Origin of the sequence: Nocardioides coralli (genome assembly GCF_019880385.1) — a bacterium.
Lineage (GTDB): Bacteria > Actinomycetota > Actinomycetes > Propionibacteriales > Nocardioidaceae > Nocardioides > Nocardioides coralli.
In genome coordinates this window covers 277551-299623 of the sequence record NZ_CP082273.1, presented here as the reverse complement: position 1 = coordinate 299623, position 22073 = coordinate 277551, and the positions used below count along the sequence as shown (strand labels likewise).

The window sequence follows — 22073 nt, the reverse complement described above, 5'->3', positions numbered from 1 at the left end:
TCAGGGGCCCGTCGTCGGCGGGGTCGGCGGGTCGCTCTGCGGCGCCGCCACCTCGGGTCCGCCGTGGATGTCGCCGCCCGCGCCGGGGGGCGTGATCACCACGCCGCCCTCGCTGGGCTCCGGCGTGCCGTTGGTGCGTGCGCGTTCGCGGATCTCGTCCGGCACCTCGATGGGCGGGATGGCGGAGGGGTTGCGGTCGGGCGAGCCGGTCCACGCCGGGCGCTCCGGACGCGGCCGCAGCGCCGCGAAGATCTCCGCGACCTCCTCCTTGTCGAGGGTCTCCTTGTCGAGCAGCGCGAGCACGAGGCTGTCGAGGACGTCGCGGTTCTCCTCGAGGATGTCGAAGGCCTCCTGGTGGGCGGCGGCCACGAACTTCTTGACCTCCTCGTCCACCTTGGCGGCGACGGCCTCGGAGTAGTCGCGCTGGTGGCCGATGTCGCGGCCCAGGAACGGCTCGGAGTTGGACTCGCCCAGCTTGACCGCGCCGAGCACCTCGGTCATGCCGTACTGGGTGACCATCGCCCGCGCGAGACCCGTGGCCTTCTCGATGTCGTTGCCGGCGCCGGTCGTGGGGTCGTGGAAGACCATCTCCTCCGCGGCACGACCGCCCATCATGTAGGCGAGCTTGTTGAGCAGCTCGCTCCGGGTCTGGGAGTACTTGTCCTCGTCGGGCAGCACCATCGTGTAGCCCAGTGCCCGGCCGCGCGGGAGGATCGTCACCTTGTGCACCGGGTCGCTGCCGGGCAGGGCGGCGGCCACCAGGGCGTGACCGCCCTCGTGGTAGGCCGTGACGAGCTTCTCCTTCTCGCTCATCAGGCGGGTACGCCGCTGCGGGCCCGCGATCACGCGGTCGATCGCCTCGTCGAGCGACTCGTTGGTGATCAGCTTCCCGGCCTGCCGGGCGGTCAGCAGCGCGGCCTCGTTGAGCACGTTGGCCAGGTCGGCGCCGGTCATGCCCGGCGTACGACGGGCCACCGCCATCAGGTCGATGTCCTGGGCCATCGGCTTGCCGCGCGAGTGGACCTTGAGGATCTGGTGGCGGCCCGACAGGTCGGGGGCGTCGACCTGGATCTGCCGGTCGAAGCGACCCGGCCGCAGCAGCGCGGGGTCGAGGACGTCGGGGCGGTTGGTGGCCGCGATCAGGATGACGCCGCCGCGGACGTCGAAGCCGTCCATCTCGACGAGCAGCTGGTTGAGGGTCTGCTCGCGCTCGTCGTGGCCGCCGCCCATGCCGGCGCCGCGGTGCCGGCCGACCGCGTCGATCTCGTCGATGAAGACGATGGCGGGCGCGTTCTCCTTGGCCTGCTCGAACAGGTCACGCACACGGCTGGCGCCGACGCCGACGAACATCTCGACGAAGTCGGAGCCGGAGATCGAGTAGAACGGCACGCCGGCCTCGCCGGCCACGGCTCGGGCGAGCAGCGTCTTGCCGGTGCCGGGCGGGCCGTAGAGCAGCACACCCTTGGGGATCTTGGCACCGACGGCCTGGAACTTGGCCGGCTCGGCGAGGAACTCCTTGATCTCGCCCAGCTCCTCGATGGCCTCCTCGCAGCCGGCCACGTCGCCGAAGGTCGTCTTCGGCATGTCCTTGGTGATCATCTTCGCCTTGGACTTGGCGAACTGCATGACGCCACGGCCACCGCCGCCCTGCACGTTGTTCATGAGCCAGAGGAACACGAGGATGATGAGGATGAAGGGGATGAACGTCGCCAGGATCGAGCCGAGAACGCTGGGCCGTGCCACCTCGGTGGTGTAGCTCTCGATCTGACCGGCGGCGATCTGGCGCTGGACCTGCTCCTCGATCTCGGCCTGGGTGTCGGTGAGCCAGTAGGTCATCACCCGGTTGCCGCCCTCGCGCTGGACGCTGTCGTCCAGGGACGCCTCGATGACCTGGTCGCCGTCGATGAACTTGATCTCGTTGACCTCGCCCGCCTCGATGTACTCGGTCATGCGCGAGGTGCTGATCTCCTCGTACTCGCCCGTGGGGACGAGGTACTGGAGGACGAGCAGGACACCGGTCACGACGAGGATGCCGATGACCCAGCGATTGAGGAGGATCCGCTTCACGTGCTTCTCTCGTGTCAAGGTCTCAGGGAACCCACGACGCTACCGCGCCGCCGGTCTGGTCCATTCTCGCAGGCCGCCCAATCAGGGGCCAGAGAGCGCCGACGCCGAACGCCGGGGCGAGGTGGGCTGGCCAGCGGCGTCCGGCCGGTCCGGCGCGGCGCCCAGGGACGGCCGCTCAGGAGTAGACGTGGGGGGCGAGGGTGCCGATGTCCCGCAGGTTGCGGTACCGCTCCCGGTAGTCCAGGCCGTAGCCGACGACGAACTCGTTGGGGATGTCCCAGCCGACGTACTTGACGTCCACCGGCATCTGCAGCGCCTCGGGCTTGCGGAGCAGGGTGCAGATCTCGACGCTGGCGGGCTCGCGCGAGGCCAGGTTGGAGGTCAACCAGGACAGTGTCAGACCGGTGTCGATGATCTCGTCGACGATGACGACGTGCCGACCGCTGATGTCGGTGTCGAGGTCCTTGAGGATCCGCACGACCCCGCTGGACTTCGTGCCGGACCCGTAGGACGAGATCGCCATCCAGTCCATCTCGAGGTGTCGGCTGAAGCTCCGCGCCAGGTCGGCCATGACCATCACCGCCCCACGGAGGATCCCGACGATGAGCAGGTCCTCGCCCTCGTAGTCGGTCTCGATCTCGCGGGCCAGCTCGGCCAGGCGATCGCGGATCTGTGCTTCGGTGAAGAGGACATCGACGAGGTCGTCGGAGACGTGGGAGGCGTCCATGGAGGCAGCCTAGGGGGCGAGCGGCCGGTCAGGTGGCGCGGCCCCAGGGGGGCGGGCCGCGCCACCGCTACCGGCTGCGGCGGTCCCGGGGGTGTGACCGTCGCGCACCCGGCGGCGCCTGGGCCGGGGGGTTGGCCGCGGCACCGGGGGGCTCTGCTCTGCGACCGGGGGGGTCGCAGAACCCATCGTTGCCACCCGCAAGGCGGCGCGCCGCAGTTCGGCGGAAGATGGTCCGAACGGGTCAGTCGGCTGTGTCCGGACGACGGAAGGTGAGTCGCCCGTCCTGACGGACGGCGTGGAGGGGGCCGGGAAGCCCGATCCACCGCTGCCCGCGCCAGGAGGTGACGAGCTCGTCGACACCCTGCAGGTGGCCGTGGGTGAGGTCGCCGCCGGGGGCACCGGCCCTCAGGGCCGCCAGCCGGAGCACCCGCAACCGGATCGCGTCGGGGAGCTCGGCCAGTCCCGCGGTGTCGAACCAGCCCCCGTCGTCGAGCCGCAGGTGGTGCTCCTCCGCCAGGGCGTCGAGGGCGGCGACGTCGGCCTGCAGCTGGGTGGCGGTGCGCGCGAGCGTGGCCGCGATCCCGGGGCCGAGCTCCTTCTCCAGGACCGGCATCACCCGCTGGCGCACCCGGGCGCGCGTGAAGGCCGGGTCGCTGTTGTGAGGGTCGGTCCACCACGCGATGCCGTCCGCGACGCAGGCGGCCTCGGTCTGGGCACGCGTCACCCCCAGCAGCGGCCGCACGAACACGCCGTACGCCGGTCTCATCCCGGCCAGCGACCGACCGCCGCTCCCCCGGGTCAGCCCGAGCAGCACCGTCTCCGCCTGGTCGTCGAGCGTGTGCCCGAGCAGCACCCGCCGGGCCCCGATCCGCCCGGCCGCCTCCTCGAGCACGGCGTACCGCGCCTCGCGGGCGGCCGCCTCCGGGCCCCTGCCGCCGCCCTCCACGTGGACCTTCACCCCCACCGTCTCGTCGGCGCCGAGGGCCACCATCTGGGCGACCACCCGTTCGGAGAGCTCCCCCGAACCCGCCTGGAGGCCGTGGTCGACCGTCGCGCCGACCACCCGCAGGGTCTGCCGGTGCCCCTCGGCGACGGTGGCCGCGAGCAGCGCCAGCGAGTCGGCGCCGCCGGAGCAGGCGACGAGCACCGCATCTCCGGGCTCGAGGGCCGCGAGCGCCTGCCGCACCCCGCGTCGGCAGGCTGCGACGGCCGGGTCGAGACTCACGACGTCACAGGACCCGCCGCACCCACGCGTCCGGGTCGGTGATCTCCGCCTTGCCGGGAAGGTTCTCCGCTCGCTCCCAGACGGCGTTGAACCCGGCCATGCCCACCCGGTCGACGACCTCGCGGACGAACTTCGCGCCGTCGCGGTACTGGGCCATCTTGGCGTCGAGGCCGAGCAGCCTGCGCAGCAGCCGGTCGAGGACGCCGACGCCGGCGCGTCGCCGGTCGAAGGCGGCGCGGATCTTGGCCACGGAGGGGATGACCTGCGGCCCGACCCCGTCCATGACGACGTCGGCGTGGCCCTCCAGCAGCGACATCACCCCGGTGACCCGGTCGAGGATCTCGCGCTGCTCCGGCGAGCCGAACGCCTCGAGCAGGTTTCCCCCGCTGCGCAGTGCCTCCGAGGCCCGCTTGAGCCCGTCCTGCAGGACGCTCGCGGGGTCCACGGTCGAGGCGAGCGCCTCGAACTCGGAGAACAGGTGGTCCCGCATCCACGGGACAGCCGTGAACTGCACCCGGTGGGTCTCCTCGTGCAGGCACACCCACAACCGGAAGTCGTCGGGGTCAGCACGCAGCTCCCGCTCGACGTGGACGACGTTGGGCGCCACCAGCAGCAGCCGACCCGACGGTTCGTGGAAGGGATCGAACTGGCCCAGCACCTTGGTGGCGAGGAACCCGAGCAGCACGCCCACCTCGCCGCCCGTCACGCGCGAGCCGACGGCGAGCGACAGCCCGGTCGCGGGCCCCTTCTTCTCCTCGAGGCGTCGGATGACCGGCTCCAGCATCGTGGCGAACCCGGCGGCATTGGCCTCCACCCAGCCCTGGCGGTCGACGACCAGCACGGGCGCGGTGCGCTCCGCGGCCTGGAGCCCGGTGAACTCACGGACCAGCCCGGTGGAGCGATCGGCGTCGGCCCGCAGCTGGGCCACCGTCGCCTCGGCGTGCTCGCGGGTCACCTCCGGACCCGGCCCGGCCAGCCGGCCGCCCACGGTCACGGCCAGCTCCCAGTCCACCATCGATGCCATACCCCGACCCTAGTCGGGGGCCGAGCGCGGTTGCTCAGCGCGAGCAGCGACAGGCGCCCAGCGCGCCGGCGAGGTTGTCGATGTCCTGCCGGGCATCGAGGGTGTCCGGGAGCCTCACCCGGTCGGCGGCCAGGACGAAGGCCAGGGGGTTGCCCGTCGCGTCGACGGCCACGCCCGCGAGGGCGCTGACCCCGGTCAGCGTGCCGGTCTTGGCCCGCACCCGTCCCAGGGAGTCCCGGGGGGCGCGGTCGAAGCGATAGGTCAGCGAGCCCGTGAACGCGCCCACCGGGAGGCCGGTGAGGACGCTGCGCAGCTCGGGTCGCGCGTCCTCGGCGGCGAGCCGCAGCACCTCGACCAGCGTGAGCGGCCGGAGCCGGTTGCCCCGGGCGAGGCCGCTGCCGTCGCGCAGCACCGCGCCGGCCATCGGCACCCCGAGCCCCGCCAGCGTGCGGCGTACGCCGCGGGCGCCGCCGGCGAACGAGGCGTCGTCGACCACGGCGAGACCCACGTGGTGGGAGAGCACCTCGGAGGTCTCGTTGTCACTGACGAGGATCGCGTGCTCGACCAGCTGCGAGAGCGGGGCGCTCTCCACCCGGGCGACCTCCTCGGCCCGGGTCGGTGCCGTGCCCGGCCGGGGGCTGCCGGCGACGCGGACGCCACGTCGTCCCAGCGCATCCACGAAGGCGGCCGCTGCGGTCGCCGCGGGATCATCGACGCGCCCGATGCCCGAGGACTCCCGCCCCCCGTCGACCCACAACGCGCTGACCGGAGCCACGATGTCGTCGGCCACGTAGTCGGCACGCCAGTAGGGGTTCTCCGCCGGCCCGGTGAAGAGGCCGGTGTCGTAGCGCAGCCGCACCGGTCGCCGGGTCGCGGCGTCCGGCAGCGCCCGGACCGTGCGCCGGGCCAGGTCGAGCAGGTCCGCGCGCGGAGGCCAGGAGTCGCTCGAGGCGGGTCGCCGGGCCAGCAACGGGTCACCGCCGCCCACGAGCGTGAGGGTCCGGCCGCGGGCCACGACCGTGGTGGCGAAACGGTGGTCGGGGCCGAGGGCGTCCAGCACCGCGACCCCCGTCAGCAGCTTCATGGTCGAGGCGGGCATGAACGCCCCGGATCCGGCCGCGTAGGCCGGTGCGCGGTCGTCGTCGAGCCCGGCCACCGCGGCGTGGACCGAGCGGCCGAGGTCCTCGTCGCGCAGGCCACGGGCGAGGGCACGGCGTACGGCGGCCGGGTCGACCCGGGCCCCGTCGGCGGCCTCGGCGACGGGGGGCGGCTCCGGCAGCGCGGGTACCTCGACGCCCTCCGGCGGGGGCACCGCGGCCGGCTCGGTCACCGGGTCGGGCGGGTCCGCCAGCCAGTGGTCGAGCAGGTCGAGCCGCCACGCTGTCGCGACCCCACCGGCCACGGCCAGGACGAGCACCAGGGCGAGCCAGCCCCGGACCGAGCCGTGCTCCCCGTGGCCTCGGTCACGTCCGGCCACCCCGCCACCCCTTCCGACTGCGCGTTCCGGGTCATTGTGCGCGACACTGGAAGGAACGACCCGGACCGGGTCGGTGACCAGTTGGCGACGTGGAGGCTGTGGACGTGCTCGAGTTCGACGTGGTGGTGGAGATCCCGAAGGGTGAGCGCAACAAGTACGAGGTCGACCACGAGACCGGCCGGATCCGGCTCGACCGAATGCTGTTCACCTCGACCGCCTATCCCGCCGACTACGGGTTCATCGAGAACACCCTCGGCCAGGACGGCGACCCGCTCGACGCCATGGTCATCCTCCAGCAGCCGACGTTCCCGGGCTGCATCATCGCCTGCCGCGCGATCGGCATGTTCCGCATGACCGACGAGGCCGGGGGTGACGACAAGGTGCTGTGCGTCCCCACGCACGACCCGCGGCTGGAGCACCTGCGCGACATCAACCACGTCTCCAAGTTCGACCGGCTCGAGATCCAGCACTTCTTCGAGGTCTACAAGGACCTCGAGCCCGGCAAGTCCGTCGAGGGCGCCGACTGGGTGGGGCGGACCGAGGCCGAGGCCGAGGTCGAGGCGTCGTTCAAGCGCTTCCAGGACAACGGGGGCCACTGACGCCCCAGCGGGTGCACACTGGTACCCAGTCCCGAGCAGCAAGGTCTGGGTCATGCTGGTGAGGATCGCCTGCTTCAACGTCGAGAACCTCTTCGCGCGCCCCACGGCGTTCGACGCCGCCACGCACGCCGAGGGTGAGCAGGTGCTCGCCGACTACCGCGAGTTCAACGCCCTCATCGCCAAGCCGGTCTACGACGCCGCCGACCGGGCCCGGCTCCGCGAGCTGCTCGTCGGGCTCGGCATCTACTACGTCAACACGCACGGCGCCGTACGCCGGAGCACGGCCAGACCCCGTTGGGCCTGGCTGCGCAAGAACCGGGGCAGCTTCGACAGCCAGCCCAACGACTCCACCCGCGACGTGGAGATCGTCGCGAGCGGCCGCGGCTCCTGGATCGGCTGGGCCGAGCTGGCGACCGAGGCCGTCGACGAGGTCGGCACCCGGATGACGGCGCGGGTCATCGCCGACGTCGACGCCGACATCCTCGCCATCGTGGAGGCCGAGGACCGGCCCGCCCTGCTGCGGCTCAACCACGAGCTGCTCGCCGACCGCTACCACCACCTGATGCTGGTCGACGGCAACGACGAGCGGGGCATCGACGTCGGCATCCTCACCAAGCGCGGCTTCCCCATCCGCTGGATCCGCTCGCAGGTCGACGCCGAGGACGACGTCGGGATCGTCTTCAGCCGTGACTGCTGCGAGTACGAGGTCGGGACCCCCACGGGGGCGGTCGTCAAGGTCCTCGTCAACCACTTCAAGTCCCAGAGCGGCGGCGGTGACGACAAGCGCCGGCGCCAGGCCGAGCGGGTCCGCAGCATCGTCGACGACCGGGTCGCCGACGGCGACCGGGTGATCGTGCTGGGTGACCTCAACGAGGGGCCGCCGGAGGAGGGAGCCGTCCCGGACAACCTGGCGGCCCTCTTCGACCCGGCCGGGCCCCTCACCTCCTGCTTCGACCTGCCCGGCTTCGACGTCGGTGAGCGTCCGGGCACCTACGCGCCGTGCAGTCTGCGCGACCGCCTCGACTACGTGCTGCTCTCGACCAGCCTGCTGCCGGCCTTCGAGAGCGGCTGGGTCTACCGCAAGGGGGTCTGGGGCGACCGGAAGACCCGGCCGACCGCGTGGGAGACCTACCCGGAGATGACCGAGTCGGTGCACCAGGCCTCCGACCACGCCGCCGTGGTGGTCGAGCTCGACCTCTAGCTGGTGACGGACGGCGGTCGCTGGGTAACGCAACGTCCGTGCCGCTCCCGGGTCCTCAGAGCGTGCCGGGAGCGCACCTCCCGTTGCGTTACCCGGCGATGACCCGCCCTGCACACGGTCAGGACAGGCCCGAGAGCATCCCCTCGCTGCGCAGCATCTCGGGCGGTACGCCGAAGGCGTCGACCAGGTCGACCGCGAGGGGTCGCACCTTGCGGCACAGGTCGTTGACCTCGCGGCTGATCGCCTTGGAGCGCTGGCTGGTCAGCCGGCCGTGCTCCATGAACCAGGCGGCGTCGGCCTCGATGGTGGTGAGCGCGAACAGGTCCGCGAGGAGGTTCAGCGCCACCTTCACGTCGCCGTCCTCCAGGGCAGCCGTCCGGTCGACGAAGGCGTCGAGCACGAGCCGCTCGACGTGGGCGTTCGCCGCCCGGATCACGTGGTCCTGCACCCGGGAGAAGACCTCGCCGGCGTTCATGCCGTTGTCGATGCCACGCTTGAGGCGTCGCGCCACCCCCGCCAGCATGTGCTCCTCGCGGTAGCGCAGCATCATCCGGTGGTAGTTGGGGTCGAGCAGCCCGGCCTGCTGGTCCCACTCGTCGCCACCGGGCAGGACGTCACGGATCCGCTCGATCAGCTTGTGCACGTTGGTCTTCTCGATGACCGTGTCGACGGCGAGGCCCGCCACGAACCGGACCATGCCGAACTGGTCGATGTCCTCGAACTCGCTGGCGTAGTCGGTGAGCAAGCCCTTGGCGACCAGCTGCAGCAGCACGTGGTTGTCACCCTCGAACGTCGTGAAGACGTCGGTGTCGGCCTTGAGGGCGGCGAACCGGTTGGCCGAGAGGTAGCCCGCGCCCCCGCAGGCCTCGCGGCACTCCTGGATGGTGCGGGTGGCGTGCCAGGTCCCCAGGGCCTTGGTCCCCGCCGCGCGGGACTCGAGCTCGCGGCGCCGGTGCTCGTTGTCGCCGAGCTCGGGCGCGGTCGTGGTGGAGAACACCTCGTGCAGGTCCTCGGCGACCACCTCCTGGGCGAAGTGGAGGGCGTAGGTGCGCGCGAGCAGCGGGAACAGCCGCCGCTGGTGCATGCCGTAGTCGAGCAGCAGCTCCTCGGTCTCCTCCGAGGTGGCGTTGAACTGGCGGCGGGTGACGCCGTACCGGACGGCGACCGCGAGCGCCACCTTGGCGGCGTTGATGCCGGCTCCGCCGACGCACACCCGGCCCTGGACCAGGGTGCCGAGCATGGTGAAGAAGCGGCGGTTGGGGTTCTCGATCGGGCTCTCGTAGCGGCCCTCGGGCGTCACGTCGGCGAACTGGTTGAGCAGGTTGGTCCGGGGGATGCGCACGCCGTCGAACCAGATCCGGCCGTTGTCGACGCCGTTGAGCCCCATCTTGAGGCCGCAATCCTCGATGCGTACGCCGGGGAGCAGCTGTCCGCCGTCGCGCAGGGGGACGACGAACGCGTGCACCCCCTCGGACTCCTCGCCGACGTGGAGCTGGGCGAAGACCACCGCGGTGTCGGCGTGCCGGGCCGCATTGCCGATGTAGTCCTTGCGGGCGGCGTCGTCGGGCGTGTCGACGACGAACTCCTCCGTGGCCGGGTCGTAGGTCGCCGTCGTCCGCAGCGCCTGCACGTTGGAGCCGTGCCCGGTCTCGGTCATGGCGAAGCAGCCCATCAGCCGCCCCGTGATCACGTCACGCAGGTAGGCGTCGTGGTGGGTTTGGGTGCCGAGCTGCAGGATCGCCCCGCCGAAGAGCCCGAACTGGACCCCGACCTTGACCAGCACCGACAGGTCCCCGAAGGCAAGTGTCTCGAACGCGGCGACCGACGCGCCGATGTCGCCACCGCCGCCGTACTCCTCGGGGAACCCCATGCCGGTCTGACCGGTGCTCGCCATCGTGACGACGATGTCGCGCACCCGGTCGCGGTACTCCTCGGTCGTCATGGTCTCCGCGTCGACCAGCACGTCGGCGTACTCGGCGAGGTTGGTGCGCACCAGCTCGCGGATCGCGGTGTGGCGCCCGTCGAGGAGGCGCCGCAGCGCGGGGACGTCGATGGTGGGTTGCTCGTAGCCCGAGGACTCCCCGGTGGCCGGGGCGGCGGTGTCGGTGGCCATGCGCCGACGGTACTGACCGCCCGGTCGATCCGTCAGGGTCGCGCGAAGAAGTTGGGACTGGTCCAGTAGTACATCGACTCCTGGGTGACTGGCCGCCCGGTGCGCGGCGCGTGCACGATCTGGCCACCGCCCACGTAGAGCGCGACGTGGTAGATCGAGGACGGGCTGCCCGAGGACCCCCAGAAGACCAGGTCACCGGCCTGCAGCTGTCCGGCCGAGATCGGGGTCGACTGCTCGTACTGCGCCACCGAGTAGTGCGGCAGCGCCTTCCCGCCGGCGCGCCAGGCGCCCATGGTGAGACCCGAGCAGTCCCAGCTGTCGGGGCCGGCGGCACCCCAGCGGTAGGGCTCGCCGATCTGCGCCCGCGCGAACGCGACCGCCGCGGCGACCCCGCCACCGGGGGCGGGCGGGGACGCCGGTGCAGGCGGCTCCGGGGCCGGGGGGCTCGCTGGCGGCTGCGGGGCCGGCGGCGCGGGCTGGCTGGGCTGCTGGGCCTCCTGCGGCTCCTGCTGGCTGGGCTGCTGGGTCGCCGGCTGGGTCTGCTGCTGGGCCTGTTCCTGGGCGGCGGCTGCGGCCTCCTCGAGGGCCTGCTGCTCCAGCGCCGCCTGCCGTTGCTCGGCCAGCTCGACACTGATGTCCTCGAGCTCGGCGAGCTCCGCGATCAGCTCGGACTTGCGGGTCGCGATGGCTGCGGCCTCGCTCGCGGCCGCGTCGGCGGCGGCTCGTGCCTCGTCGCGGGCCGTCCGGGCCTCGACCTGCAGGGCCAGGGCCTCGCTGCGGGCGGCCTCGGCCTGCTCGACGGCGACGTCGGCGAGCGTGGCGGCCGCCCGGAAACCGTCGTAGCGGGTGTCGAGCGCCGAGGCGGTCGCCTGCATGGTGGTGGTCTGCTCGACGACGGCCTCGATGCCGTCGGACTGCACCATCGACGACACGGCGGTCAGCGCGGGTGCCATCTCGTAGGACGCCACCAGCGCGCCGGCGTACGCCTCCTGCTGCCGGTCGACGTCGGAGCGCGCGATACCGGCTCGGTCCTCCGCCGCAGCGGCAGCCTGCCGCGCCTGGCCGAGCCGGTATCGCGCACCGTTCCACGCCTCCGTCGCCCTGGCCGCCGCGACGGCCGACTCCTCGAGTCGGCTGTTGGCGGCGGCGAGGTCCGCCTGCACCGAGGCGACGTCGCGGGCCGCGTCGTCGGCCGCCTCGCGCGCCTCACGCACCTGCTGCCGGCTGGGGGGTGTGTCCTCGTCGGCGTGCGCCAGGGGCACGGCGGCCGGGGGGACCGCCAGGCTCAGGGCGAGGCCGAGGAGGACACCGGCAGCGCGCACGTTGCGTTCCTCTCCAGGGTCTGACGTCTGGTCGTGGCGGGTCCGGACGGCTTCCCCACCGTCCGGGCCCGCGGGAACGCTAGTGCTCTTTCGTCACACAGGGAACAGTTTTCTCAACTTTTTCTCCCGTCACAGGCGTGTCGCCTTGCAAATGACAACGATGTAGTTCTCGCGGGACGCAGCAGAACGGGTGTGGCGACCGGCTCAGCGGTCGGCCTCGACCGGCACCGCCGACGTCGTGGCGGTGGGGTGCGAGCTGAGGCCGTGGCGGTCGAAGACCTGCCCGCTGGCCTTGCCTCCGAGGTAGAAGGCGAGCAGGGCGATCAGGATGCCGGCGATGTCGTCGGCGATGTAGTGCCACCCGAAGTAGATGGTCGCCACGATCGTGACGGCGAAGTTCGCCCAGAACACCCAGTGCACGAGCCGGTTGCGGACGGTGTACTGGACCATCAGTGCGACCAGCAGCGTGATGGCGACGTGGAGGCTGGCGAACCCGGCGGTGGACTGCACCGCGCCCTCCACACCCTCCAGGGTGACCCGGACCCGGGCCTGGGAGAGCGAGTCCATCAGCGCGGACGTGGGCGTGTTGGCGTCGATGATGACCGGCTCATAGAGCCAGGCGAAGGCGAAGCCGGGACCCAGGGTCGGCAGCAGGTAGTAGGAGAGGGTGCCGAGGCTCCAGGCGATGCACTGCGACGTGACGAACCAGTAGCCGTGGGTGACGTTGCGCGACCAGATCAGCCAGGCGGTCACGGCGATGGGGACCAGCGGCAGGAACCACAGGTAGATCAGCGACAGGAAGTGCGCCGTGACGCCGGTGCCGAGCAGGTTCTGGAGCACGACCCCGGGGTCGTTGCCGAAGAACAGCGCCCGGTCGACGAGGTAGAGCTCGTAGTCGTACTTCTTGTCGCCCATGACGAAGGGCAGGAACGACTTGAGGTTCCGGTAGCTGACGTAGGTGATGTAGAAGCCGACCAGACCCGTCACGACCAGCGTCATCCGCTCGCGGTTCCAGTGGCTGCGGATCCGGTCCATGGCGAGCTCGCGCCAGCGCGACGGGTTGCCCCGCGACAGCCACAGGACCCGGGGCACGATGTCGGCGGCGAAGGCCCCCGTCAGCAGCAGCGGCAGCCGCACCCAGGCCGGCCCGAGGAACCCCTCGGGGTCGGCCAGCCGCTTGTCGAGGACGATGGCCGTGATGATCGCGAGCGCGCCCATGACCGCGGCGAAGGCGATGAGGAGCGAGTAGGCGCGGCGATACACGCCGCCAAGTCTAGGGACCGCCCACGGGGGCCAACCGGGTGCGGTCGACCCGCAGCGCCACCTCCTCGCCGGTGGCAGGGTGCGCGTCGAGCCGGGCGACGGCGTCCAGCTCGCCGAGGCCGGGTACGTCGACGCGGAGCCGGACCTGCTCCGGGGTCAGCCGGGAGGAGACCACCCGACCGGGGATGGTGCCGGACTCGTCGACGGCCAGGGCCGAGCGACGCAGCGCCACCGCCCCACCCGCGGGCAGGCCTGCCTCGCGCCGGACGATCGCCGCCGGCTCGCCGTCGAGCACCGCGGCGTAGCCGAGGAAGAGCGCGGTGTCGGTGTCCGCGGGGGCCCGCCACACCTCCTCGATCGCGCCCTGCTGCACGATCCGGCCCGCCCGCATCACCGCCAGCCGGTCGGCGACCGCGAAGGCCTCGTCGTGGTCGTGGGTCACCAGCAGCGCGGTGGTTCCCGCCTCCCGCAGGATGCCCCGCAGGTCGCCCGCCAGGCGTTGCCGCAGCCCCGCGTCGAGGGCGGAGAGCGGCTCGTCGAGGAGGAGCAGCCGCGGCTCCACCGCGAGTGACCGAGCGAGCGCCACCCGCTGCCGCTCGCCCCCGGACAGCGTGCCGGGCATCCGCTCGGCGTACCCCGGCAGCCCGACGAGCTCCAGGAGCTCGGTGACGCGTTCCTCGACCCGGCCGGCGCGACGCAACCGGAGGGCGTAGCCGACGTTGCGCGCGACCGTGTAGTGGTCGAAGAGCTGGCCGTCCTGGAACATCAGGACGAAGCCGCGCTTGTGGGTGGGTGTGCCGGTCACGTCCCGGTCGTCCCAGGTGATGCGGCCGGTGCGCGGGGTCTCCAGGCCCGCGAGCGCGCGCAGCAGCGTGGACTTGCCGCAGCCCGAGGGCCCGAGGACGGCGAGGACCTCGCCGTCGGGCACGTCGAGGGACGCCTCGACCACCGCGCGCGTGCCGTCGAGGTCGACGGAGAGATCGCGGACGCCCAGCACGTCAGAAGGCTCCCACGGAGGAGACGCGGAGCCGATCGACGGCCAGCATGACCGCAGCCGTGGCGGCGGCGAGCACCACCGAGGCCGCCAGCGCCATGCCGTAGTTCATGGCCCCCGGGTGGCCCAGCAGCCGGAAGATCACGATCGGCATCGTCGGGAACTCCTCGCGCGCCAGGAAGGACGTCGCCCCGAACTCACCCAGCGAGACCGCGAAGGCGAACCCAGCCCCGGCCAGCAGCGGCTTCCAGAGCACCGGCAGGTCGACCGTCGCCAGCGTCCGAAGCGGCCCCGCGCCCAACGACGCGGCGGCCTGCCGCTGCCGGTCGTCGACGCCGGCCAGGACGGGGACCAGCACCCGGACGACCAGGGGCAGGGCCACCAGCGCCTGCGCCAACGGCACCAGGAGCGGGTGGTCGCGCAGGTCCAGCGGCGGGCTGTCGAGGGTGATGAGGAGGCCGAAGCCCAGCGTCACGGCGGAGACCCCCAGCGGCAGCATGAAGAGCCCGTCGAGCAGGCCACGGACGCGGCGCTCGGCGCGTGACCGCGAGCGCCGGGTGGCGACCACCGCCACGAGCACGCCGACCAGGAGGGCCAGCCACGTGGCGTCCACGGCCGTCCGGAGTGAGTTGAGCAGCGCCTCGGTCACCGGGACCGGGAGCGCCTGCCGGTCGCCCGTGGTCGCCAGCGCCCGGTAGTTGGCGAGGCTCCAGGTGTCGTCCACGCGCAGCGACCCGAGCACGAGAGCGGCGACCGGGAGGGCGACGTACCCCAGCAGCAGGACGGTGACAACCGCCGGCAACAGGTCGCTGCGTCGCAGCCGCCGCGGCGTCGACGGCGAGCGGACCACCGGGACCGTGGTCCGGGCCCGACGGGCGGCGAGCAGCAGCCCGACCACGACCGCGAGCTGCAGCACGGACAGCGCCGCCGCGCCCGGGAGGTCGAAGAGCTGGACCGTGAGCAGGTAGATCTCCGTCTCGACGGTCGCGTAGCGGGTGCCGCCGAGGGTGAGCACGATGCCGAACGCGGTCGCGCAGAAGAGGAACACCACGCTGGCCGCCGAGACGATCGCCGGGCGCAACCGCGGCAGGGTGACGGTCCGGAACACGTGCACGGGGGTGGCACCGAGCGTGGCGGCGGCCTGCTCGGCCCGACGGTCGAGCGCCTCCCAGGCCGAGCCGACCACCCGGATCACGACCGCCACGTTGAAGAAGACCAGGCCGAGCACGATGGCCGCCGGGGTGCCGTCGAGCCCCAGCCCACCCAGGGGGCCGCCCTCCCCCAGCAGCTGCCGGAACGCGACACCGACCACCACGGTCGGCAGCACGAACGGCACCAGCAGCGCGGCCCGGAGGAAGCGCCGGAGCGGGAAGGCGGTGCGGTGCAGGGCGTACGCCGCCGGCAGTCCGAGCAGCACCGACCCCGCCGTGCCCGCCGCGGCCGACCAGAGCGTGAACCCCAGGACCCGCAGGGTGCGGGAACGGGTCAGCACCTCGAGCACCCCGCCCGGGTCGAAGCTGCCCTCGGGCCAGAACCCCCGGGCGACCATGCCGCTGACGGGCACCACGAAGAACGCGGTCAGCACCAGCAGCGGGACCAGCGCGAGCGCCGTCAGGCCGAGCAGCCGCCGGGTCACGTCGCCCCGGTCAGCCGGTGGCGAGATCGCGCCACTGCTCGAGCCAGCCCTCGCGCTCGGCGGCGATCTCGGCCGGGTCCAGGGTGAAGGGGTCCTCCGGCTGCTCGGCGTGCTCGGCCCAGGCCGGCGGCAGGTCGACACCGTCGCGGACCGGGAAGACGTACATCGACTCCGGCAGGGCGGCCTGCACGTCCTCGCCGAGCAGGAACTCCACCAGCGCCCGGCCACCCTCGGGGTTGTCGGCCCCGGCCAGCACCCCGGCGTACTCCACCTGGCGGAAGCAGGTGTCGAGCAGCGCGCGCGTGGTGGAGGTGTCGGTGCCCTTGGGCACCGTGAAGGCCGGCGAGGAGTCGTAGGACAGCACCACCGGGCGGGAGCCGTCGCCGCCGCCCTGGGTGAAGTCGGTGTAGTAGGCGTCGCTCCAGCCGTCGACGACCTTGGTGCCGTTGCCCAGCAGCTCGCGCCAGTAGTCCGGCCAGGCCTCACCGTAGGCCGCGACCGTCGTCATCAGGAACGCCAGACCCGGCGAGCTCGAGAGCGCGGAGGGGGTGACGAAGAGACCCTCGTAGGCCGGGTCGGTGAGGTCATCCAGCGACGTGGGTGGCGTCAGGCCCCGCTCCTCGAACCATGTCACGTCGACGTTGACGCAGACGTGGCCGTGGTCGACCGGGGCCATCCGCTCGCCGCCGTCGGCGGGCACCACGAAGTCGCCGGCACCCTCGGGCAGGTCGACGTCGAGGTCCGCGAACACCCCCTCGTCGAGCGCCCGCGACGCGAAGGTGTTGTCGACACCGAAGGCCACGTCGCCGGTGGGGTTGTCGCTGGTGAGGGCGAGCTTGGTGGTCAGGGCGCCGGCGTCGCCGGCGGGACGGATCTCGAGGTCGAAGCCGGACTCGCGCTCGAACTGCCGCACCAGCGGCTTGGGCAGCGAGAAGGACTCGTGGGTGACGAGGACGACCTCGTCGGGGGTGGGCCCGTCGGGGCGGTCGCTCGCGGCCTCGTCGCTGGAGCCTCCGACCAGGCTGCAGCCGGCGGTCAGGCTCGCGGCGAGGAGGACGGGAAGGATGGGTCGCACGGTGTCTGACTCCCTACGCCGGTGTCACCCGGATCAGGTTCGGAGGGTCTGCGGTGGCTCCGCACTCTCAGCCCGCCGCGCGGGCTCCCCTGTCTGTACGCCGTCAGGCTACCTCCGCCGTGGGTGGCCGCTCTCAGTGGGCCAGCGCGACGACGCCGTCCATCCGGGCGAGCTTGTCCGGGTTGCGCATGAAGTAGATCTCGGAGATGACCGCGCCGTCCACGCGCGCCACCACGGTCGTTGCCCGCTGCTCGTCGAGGAAGATCTCGAAGCCGGGCTGCGCGTTGACCGGGACCGGCTCCAGCCGCACCGCCGCGTAGTCGTTGGCCTGCGAGGCCAGGCCGGTGATGAACCGCACCACCTTGTCGCGTCCCGTGATGGGGCGCAGGGCCGCGGCCGCCCGGCCGCCGCCGTCGCTGATGAGCACCACGTCGGGCGCGAGCACGTCGAGGAACGCCTGGAGGTCACCGCCGGCGCAGGCCGCCATGAAGCGCTCCATCACCGCGCCCCGGTCGACGCCGTCGGCGACCCGCGGCCGCCTCGCCGCCACGTGGCGACGGGCCCGACTGGCGATCTGCCGGCAGGCGGCCTCGCTCTTGTCGACCGCGGCGGCGATCTCGTCGTACCCGAACCCGAACACCTCGTGCAGGCAGAAGACCGCCCGCTCCACGGGAGCGAGGGTGTCGAGCACGCGCAGCATCGCGATCGAGACGTGCTCGGCGAGGGCGACGTCGTCGGCGACGTCGGGCGCGGTCAGCAGTGGCTCGGGCAGCCACGGGCCCACGTAGGTCTCGCGTCGCCGGGACTGCGTCCGCAACCGGTTGAGCGCCTGCCGCGTGACGACCCGGACCAGGTAGGCACGCGGGTCGCGGACCTCGGCGTGGTCGACCTCCGCCCACCGCAGCCAGCTCTCCTGCAGCACGTCCTCGGCGTCGCTGGCGCTGCCGAGGATCTCGTAGGCGACGGTGAAGAGCAGGTTGCGGTGGACGACGAAGTCGTCGGTCGCGCTCACGCGGTCGAGGCTACGGCCAGCGGCAGCTCACAGACGTCCGCATACCCCTGGCTGGCCAGCCCCATGGCGGCGTTGAACCGGGAGCGCTGGTTCTCGATGGCCACCATCATCGTGAGCTCGACGACCGCCTCGTCGCCGAGGTCGCGCCGGAGCCGGTCCACCATCGCGTCGGTCACGGTGGGCGGGGTGGCGGACATCGCCTCGGCGTACTCCATGGCACGACGCTCCAGCGGGGTGAACACCGAGGCCTCACGCCAGCGGGGGACCTCCCGCACCTTGGCCAGGTCGAGCCCGTCCTCGCGGGCCATGAAGTAGCCGAAGTCGAGGCACCACGAGCAGCCGACGCTGCCGGCGGCGGCCATCACCGCGTAGGTCCTCAGGTGGGGGTCCAGGGCGTCGAACCGTTGCACGCGCTGCTCGAAGCCGAGCACCGCCCGCAGCACCCGCCGGTGGTGCCAGAGGACACGCGCGTTGTCGGGGACCTCGCCGAAGGTGCGCCGGGCGTACCACCCGAGCGCCCGGCCGAGGACGCCGGTGAGGGCTGCCGGGGGGACTCGGAACGTGCTGGTGCTGGGCATGGCTTCCTCCAGGTCGGTCTCGTCTGCCAGCTCGGCTGGCTTCTCGCTCGCCCTGGAGACACCGGAGGTGCCGGTCGTGTGACAGGGTCGCCGCATGATCACCGCCGAGGCCGTGCCGTTCGCCGGGCTCGACGCTGCGACGGCGTACGCCTGCTGGCGGCTGCGCCAGGACGTCTTCGTCGTCGAGCAGGCCTGCCCCTACGCCGACCTGGACGGTCGCGACGACGAGCCGGGGACCCGGCACGTCGTGCTGAGGGAGGACGAGCGGGTGGTCGGCTACGGGCGCGTGCTCGACGACGGCGCGGTGTGGCGCATCGGCCGCGTGGTGCTCGCGCCGTCCGCGCGCGGCCGCGGCCTGGCCGACGTCGTGATGGACACGGCGCTGCAGGTCTGCCGGGGCCGCGACGTGGTGCTGGACGCGCAGGCGCCGCTGCAGGGGTGGTACGCCTCGCACGGCTTCGTCGTCGACGGCGAGGAGTTCCTCGAGGACGGCATCCCCCACGTGCCCATGCGACGTCCTCACGCCTGAGGGTCGGGCACGCGGGTCGCCACGGCCTCCAGCAGCGCGGCGAGGACCGCGGGCGTGGTCTCGCGCGTCAGCCGGCGGGCGACCCGCTCGGCCAGCAGCTGCTTGCGGCGCGAACGCGTCCCCGCGAACCGCCGCAGCTGGTCTGAGATCGGTCGCCCGCGCCACTCGGGCTGGCCGCGGAACGTCTGCCAGGCAACGGCGTCGCCGAGCTCCTCGATGGCCGCCACGACCGCCGGCAGGCCCGCCGCGCGGAACAGCTCGTCCTCGAGGTCCCGGTCGCAGACCAGCACCGTGTCGAGGGGAGGGTCGACCCGCTCGAGGTGGCGCCGTTCGCGGGCGTCGCAGAGGCCGATCAGCACGGGCGCGCCGTACGCCGCACGCAGCCGCCGCGCCTCGCGCGCGACGTTGGTCGCACCGCCCAGCACGACGATCTCGAGGTCCTCGGCCAGGTCCCACGTCCGCGCGAGCGCGCGCAGCGCCGCTGCGTCGCTGGCGCCCTCGACCAGGACCACGGGTCGGGAGGGGCGCTGCACCAGGCCAGCCTGGGGCACCGCGGCTCCGGACGCACCCCGATTACCCGGCTGGCCGATCCTCGCGCTCGGCCCCGGTGCGGACGACGGCCGCGACGGACGCGATGGCCGTCGTGAGGGGGATCGCGGCGAGGATGCCCAACCCACCGACGAGGCCGCGGACGATCTCCTGGGCCACCAGCTCCTGGCTGACCGCGACCCCGAAGGGCAGCTCGATGACGGAGAAGATGAGGAGCAGCGGCAGGGTCGCCCCGACGTACGCCAGCACGAGGGTGTTGACCGTGGACGCTGCGTGCGACCGTCCGATCCGCATGGCACGGGCGAAGACGGACCGTCGGGTGGCGGACGGCTCGGCGTCGGCGAGCTCCCACACGGCGGCCGCCTGGGTCACGGTGACGTCGTCGAGCACGCCGAGCGCGCCGATGACCAGGCCGGCGAGCAGCAGGCCGCTCAGGTCGATGCCCGAGGCGACGGCCGCGATGTACTGGCTACCCTCGTCGCCGAGGCCGGTGAAGTCGCCGAGGCGGGTGAACACGCTGCCGACGACGCCGATCAGCACCAGGGCGAGCAGCGTCCCCACCATCGCCACACTCGTCCGCGTCGTCACCCCGTGGGACAGGTAGAGCGTGACCACCATGATGGTCGCGGCGGTGACGATGGCGATGGGCAGCGGGGGACCGCCGCCCACGATCGCCGGCAACGTGAAGGTCGTGAGCACCAGCAACGAGAAGCCCAGGCTGACCAGGGACGCGACGCCACGCCACCGCGACAACAGGACGACCGCCACCACGAAGAGACCCGACAACCACAGCAGAGGCTGCCGCCGGTCGAAGTCCTGGAACGAGTAGCGCTCGCCGGGTGGCGCCTGCCCGACGTAGCTGAGAATCAGGTCGTCCCCGACCTCGACCTCGGGCGCTCCCGGGCCGAAGGGCACGAACGCGTCGACCTCGCTCCCGGCGCCCTCGCCGGCGGACACCGCGACCCGCGCCCGGCAGCCGGCCTGGCCGCGGCCGCACTCCTCGACCGAGACCACCGACCCCCGCGCGCTCGCCGACCCCAGGTCGTCCGCCCTGGTGGGCGGCGCCTCCGATGGCCAGAGCAACACCAGGCCGGCCACCGTCGCCACGACGAGCGGAGCGATCACCGCCGCCAGCACGACCTGCACGTGCCGAGGTGTCCCGCTGGGGTCGGCCGGGGCGTGGCGGTGTTCGTGGCTCACGGGCCGCACGATGCCAGAGCCACCATGGGCTCCGCGGGAAGGACCCAGGAGGGCCAGGACGTGGTCGGAGCCGCCTGTCGGAATCGAACCGACGACCTATTCATTACGAGTGAATCGCTCTACCGACTGAGCTAAGGCGGCGCGCTGCCCGGGACCAGCCCGGGCAACCCGGGTGAGTATACGGACGGCGCGCGTAGGCGGCGAAAACGGCGGGCCGCCGCCGCCCGGCCTCAGGCCGCGTGAGGGGTGAGGGCTCCGCGGGCAGCCCGGCCGGTCACCAGGCGCTGCTCGGCGCCGCACCAGCAGCGGAAGTCGACGACGATGCCGTGCTCGCTGTTGACGATGCCCCGGACCTGGGTCGGGAAGATCAGCTGGCGGCGGTCACACTCGGTGCAGTGGTGGGCGAACACGGTTCCTCCTCGGGTTGTCTCGACTGCTCTCATCACCATGGTGACCCACTCCGAGACATAGAGGTAGCCTGTCTTTCCAGCAGGATCCCTAGGAGACACCTATGTTCTCGCTGCACCAGCTGCGCTGCTTCCTCGCCGCCTACGAGCACGGGTCGCTCACCGCCGCGGCCACCGAGCTGGGCTACGCCCAGCCCTCGGTGTCCGAGCAGATCCGGCTGCTGGAGAAGGCCTGCGGTGCGCCGCTGTTCCGGCGAGTGGGTCGGGGAGTGGTGCCCACCACGGTCGCCGACGAGCTGCGCCCCCACGCCGAGCGGACCCTCGCGGCGGCCGACGACGCCCGGCGGGCCGTGCAGAGCGTCAGCCGGCTCGAGACCGGGACCATCCGGTTCGGCATGTTCGGCACGGCCCGCCTCTACGCCGGTGCCGGACTGGTCGCCGACGTGCTGCGGCACCACCCCGGCGTACGGGTCGAGCTGATCGGCCAGAACTCCAACGAGGTGCAGGACGACCTGCGCCGAGGACGACTCGAGGCCGCGATGATCGCGGTCCCGCTGGTGTCCAGCGAGGGGATGTCGGTCACCCCGGTCGCCCGGGACGAGCTGGTCTACGTGAGCACCGACCCGGCGAGGCTCGCGAGCCCGGTGACCGCCGAGCGGCTCTCGCGAGCGTCCCTCGTCATGCCGGAGACGACGTGGCGAGCCGAGGACTCGACCCGGATGATCCTGCGCCAGATGCTGCACGGCACGGGCCGCAACCCGCAGACCAGGATCGAGGTCGAGGACGTCGAGACCGCGGTCGAGCTCGTCGGCATGGGCCTCGCGGACTCCGTGATCCCGCGGGGGGCGGCCGAGCAGCTGCTGCCCCGGCTGGCCCCGGGGGCAGGGCTCGCGCCGCTCAGGCCGCGGCAGTTCGACACCTTCGCCGTGGTCCACCGCTCGGGGGCCACGCTGTCCCCGGCCGCCACCTTGATGATCGAGCTGGCGACCAAGCGGATCCAGTCGATCGCCGAGCCGGTGCGTCCGCGGTGACGGCTCGGCGGGTCGTGAACCAGCACGAGTGACGGCTCGGCGGT

20 protein-coding genes, 1 tRNA gene and 1 riboswitch are annotated in these 22073 nt (G+C 72.6%); of the genes, 4 read left to right on the top strand and 17 right to left on the bottom strand.

Going from position 1 to position 22073, the window contains the following annotated elements:
- The 5 genes from ftsH to dacB all read right to left on the bottom strand — a co-directional run bounded on the left by ftsH (nucleotide 1) and on the right by dacB (nucleotide 6520).
- Nucleotides 1-2067, bottom strand: coding sequence for an ATP-dependent zinc metalloprotease FtsH (gene ftsH / locus K6T13_RS01470; protein ID WP_222898094.1), 2067 nt, complete (start codon nucleotides 2065-2067; stop codon nucleotides 1-3).
- Between the two features lie 175 nt (nucleotides 2068-2242).
- On the bottom strand, nucleotides 2243-2794 hold the full coding sequence (gene hpt, locus K6T13_RS01465; RefSeq protein WP_222896427.1) for a hypoxanthine phosphoribosyltransferase: 552 nt from the start codon (nucleotides 2792-2794) through the stop codon (nucleotides 2243-2245).
- Nucleotides 2795-3035: 241 nt separating this feature from the next.
- Nucleotides 3036-4019: a tRNA lysidine(34) synthetase TilS gene (gene tilS / locus K6T13_RS01460; protein WP_222896426.1), complete on the bottom strand. Its 984-nt coding sequence runs from the start codon at nucleotides 4017-4019 to the stop codon at nucleotides 3036-3038.
- Between the two features lie 4 nt (nucleotides 4020-4023).
- Nucleotides 4024-5043, bottom strand: coding sequence for a zinc-dependent metalloprotease (locus K6T13_RS01455; RefSeq protein WP_346729097.1), 1020 nt, complete (start codon nucleotides 5041-5043; stop codon nucleotides 4024-4026).
- A 34-nt stretch (nucleotides 5044-5077) separates the two neighbouring features.
- On the bottom strand, nucleotides 5078-6520 hold the full coding sequence (dacB, locus tag K6T13_RS01450; protein WP_222896425.1) for a D-alanyl-D-alanine carboxypeptidase/D-alanyl-D-alanine endopeptidase: 1443 nt from the start codon (nucleotides 6518-6520) through the stop codon (nucleotides 5078-5080).
- A gap of 104 nt (nucleotides 6521-6624) precedes the next feature.
- Here dacB and K6T13_RS01445 point away from each other — a divergent pair, with 104 nt between their 5' ends.
- Together K6T13_RS01445 and K6T13_RS01440 are read left to right on the top strand one after the other, a co-directional pair.
- Entirely contained in the window at nucleotides 6625-7119 is a 495-nt protein-coding gene (locus K6T13_RS01445; RefSeq protein WP_222896424.1) for an inorganic diphosphatase, read from the top strand.
- Between the two features lie 52 nt (nucleotides 7120-7171).
- Nucleotides 7172-8320 carry an endonuclease/exonuclease/phosphatase family protein gene (locus K6T13_RS01440; protein WP_222896423.1) on the top strand — a complete coding sequence of 383 codons (1149 nt, stop codon included), beginning with the start codon at nucleotides 7172-7174 and terminating at the stop codon, nucleotides 8318-8320.
- A gap of 118 nt (nucleotides 8321-8438) precedes the next feature.
- Here the strand turns inward: K6T13_RS01440 and K6T13_RS01435 are convergent, their stop codons facing one another.
- The 8 genes from K6T13_RS01435 to K6T13_RS01400 all read right to left on the bottom strand — a co-directional run bounded on the left by K6T13_RS01435 (nucleotide 8439) and on the right by K6T13_RS01400 (nucleotide 18313).
- Nucleotides 8439-10433: an acyl-CoA dehydrogenase family protein gene (locus K6T13_RS01435; RefSeq protein ID WP_222896398.1), complete on the bottom strand. Its 1995-nt coding sequence runs from the start codon at nucleotides 10431-10433 to the stop codon at nucleotides 8439-8441.
- A gap of 32 nt (nucleotides 10434-10465) precedes the next feature.
- Nucleotides 10466-11755, bottom strand: coding sequence for a C40 family peptidase (locus K6T13_RS01430; RefSeq protein ID WP_222896359.1), 1290 nt, complete (start codon nucleotides 11753-11755; stop codon nucleotides 10466-10468).
- Between the two features lie 204 nt (nucleotides 11756-11959).
- A complete protein-coding gene (locus tag K6T13_RS01425; protein ID WP_249423883.1) occupies nucleotides 11960-13018 on the bottom strand; it encodes a phosphatase PAP2 family protein in 1059 nt (352 codons plus the stop codon).
- Between the two features lie 10 nt (nucleotides 13019-13028).
- Nucleotides 13029-14015, bottom strand: a complete 987-nt coding sequence (locus K6T13_RS01420) for an ABC transporter ATP-binding protein (protein WP_222896318.1) — start codon at nucleotides 14013-14015, stop codon at nucleotides 13029-13031.
- A 1-nt stretch (nucleotide 14016) separates the two neighbouring features.
- Complete coding sequence (locus K6T13_RS01415) at nucleotides 14017-15648, bottom strand: ABC transporter permease (RefSeq protein WP_249423882.1); 1632 nt, start codon at nucleotides 15646-15648, stop codon at nucleotides 14017-14019.
- Nucleotides 15649-15658: 10 nt separating this feature from the next.
- Nucleotides 15659-16723, bottom strand: a complete 1065-nt coding sequence (locus K6T13_RS01410) for a thiamine ABC transporter substrate-binding protein (RefSeq protein ID WP_222896307.1) — start codon at nucleotides 16721-16723, stop codon at nucleotides 15659-15661.
- Nucleotides 16717-16824: riboswitch (TPP riboswitch) on the bottom strand. It overlaps the preceding gene by 7 nt.
- A gap of 32 nt (nucleotides 16825-16856) precedes the next feature.
- On the bottom strand, nucleotides 16857-17735 hold the full coding sequence (locus K6T13_RS01405) for an RNA polymerase sigma-70 factor (protein WP_222896306.1): 879 nt from the start codon (nucleotides 17733-17735) through the stop codon (nucleotides 16857-16859).
- A complete protein-coding gene (locus K6T13_RS01400) occupies nucleotides 17732-18313 on the bottom strand; it encodes a carboxymuconolactone decarboxylase family protein (protein ID WP_222896305.1) in 582 nt (193 codons plus the stop codon). Before K6T13_RS01400 ends, K6T13_RS01405 begins: the two co-directional genes overlap by 4 nt.
- A 94-nt stretch (nucleotides 18314-18407) precedes the next feature.
- Here K6T13_RS01400 and K6T13_RS01395 point away from each other — a divergent pair, with 94 nt between their 5' ends.
- Nucleotides 18408-18842: a GNAT family N-acetyltransferase gene (locus K6T13_RS01395; protein ID WP_222896304.1), complete on the top strand. Its 435-nt coding sequence runs from the start codon at nucleotides 18408-18410 to the stop codon at nucleotides 18840-18842.
- Here K6T13_RS01395 and K6T13_RS01390 read toward each other — a convergent pair.
- From K6T13_RS01390 to K6T13_RS01375, 4 genes are all read right to left on the bottom strand, one after another.
- Nucleotides 18833-19375: a hypothetical protein gene (locus K6T13_RS01390; protein ID WP_222896303.1), complete on the bottom strand. Its 543-nt coding sequence runs from the start codon at nucleotides 19373-19375 to the stop codon at nucleotides 18833-18835. The two genes, K6T13_RS01395 and K6T13_RS01390, sit on opposite strands and share 10 nt — an antisense overlap.
- 40 nt (nucleotides 19376-19415) lie before the next feature.
- Nucleotides 19416-20591 carry a YibE/F family protein gene (locus K6T13_RS01385; protein ID WP_222896302.1) on the bottom strand — a complete coding sequence of 392 codons (1176 nt, stop codon included), beginning with the start codon at nucleotides 20589-20591 and terminating at the stop codon, nucleotides 19416-19418.
- Nucleotides 20592-20659: 68 nt separating this feature from the next.
- Nucleotides 20660-20732 (bottom strand) — tRNA-Thr (locus K6T13_RS01380).
- An 89-nt stretch (nucleotides 20733-20821) separates the two neighbouring features.
- The gene (locus tag K6T13_RS01375; RefSeq protein ID WP_222896301.1) at nucleotides 20822-21001 is read right to left on the bottom strand and encodes a hypothetical protein; all 180 of its coding nucleotides are present in this window, start codon (nucleotides 20999-21001) and stop codon (nucleotides 20822-20824) included.
- A gap of 101 nt (nucleotides 21002-21102) precedes the next feature.
- Here K6T13_RS01375 and K6T13_RS01370 point away from each other — a divergent pair, with 101 nt between their 5' ends.
- Nucleotides 21103-22029, top strand: coding sequence for a LysR family transcriptional regulator (locus K6T13_RS01370; protein ID WP_222896300.1), 927 nt, complete (start codon nucleotides 21103-21105; stop codon nucleotides 22027-22029).
- The last annotated feature ends 44 nt before the right edge of the window (nucleotides 22030-22073 follow it).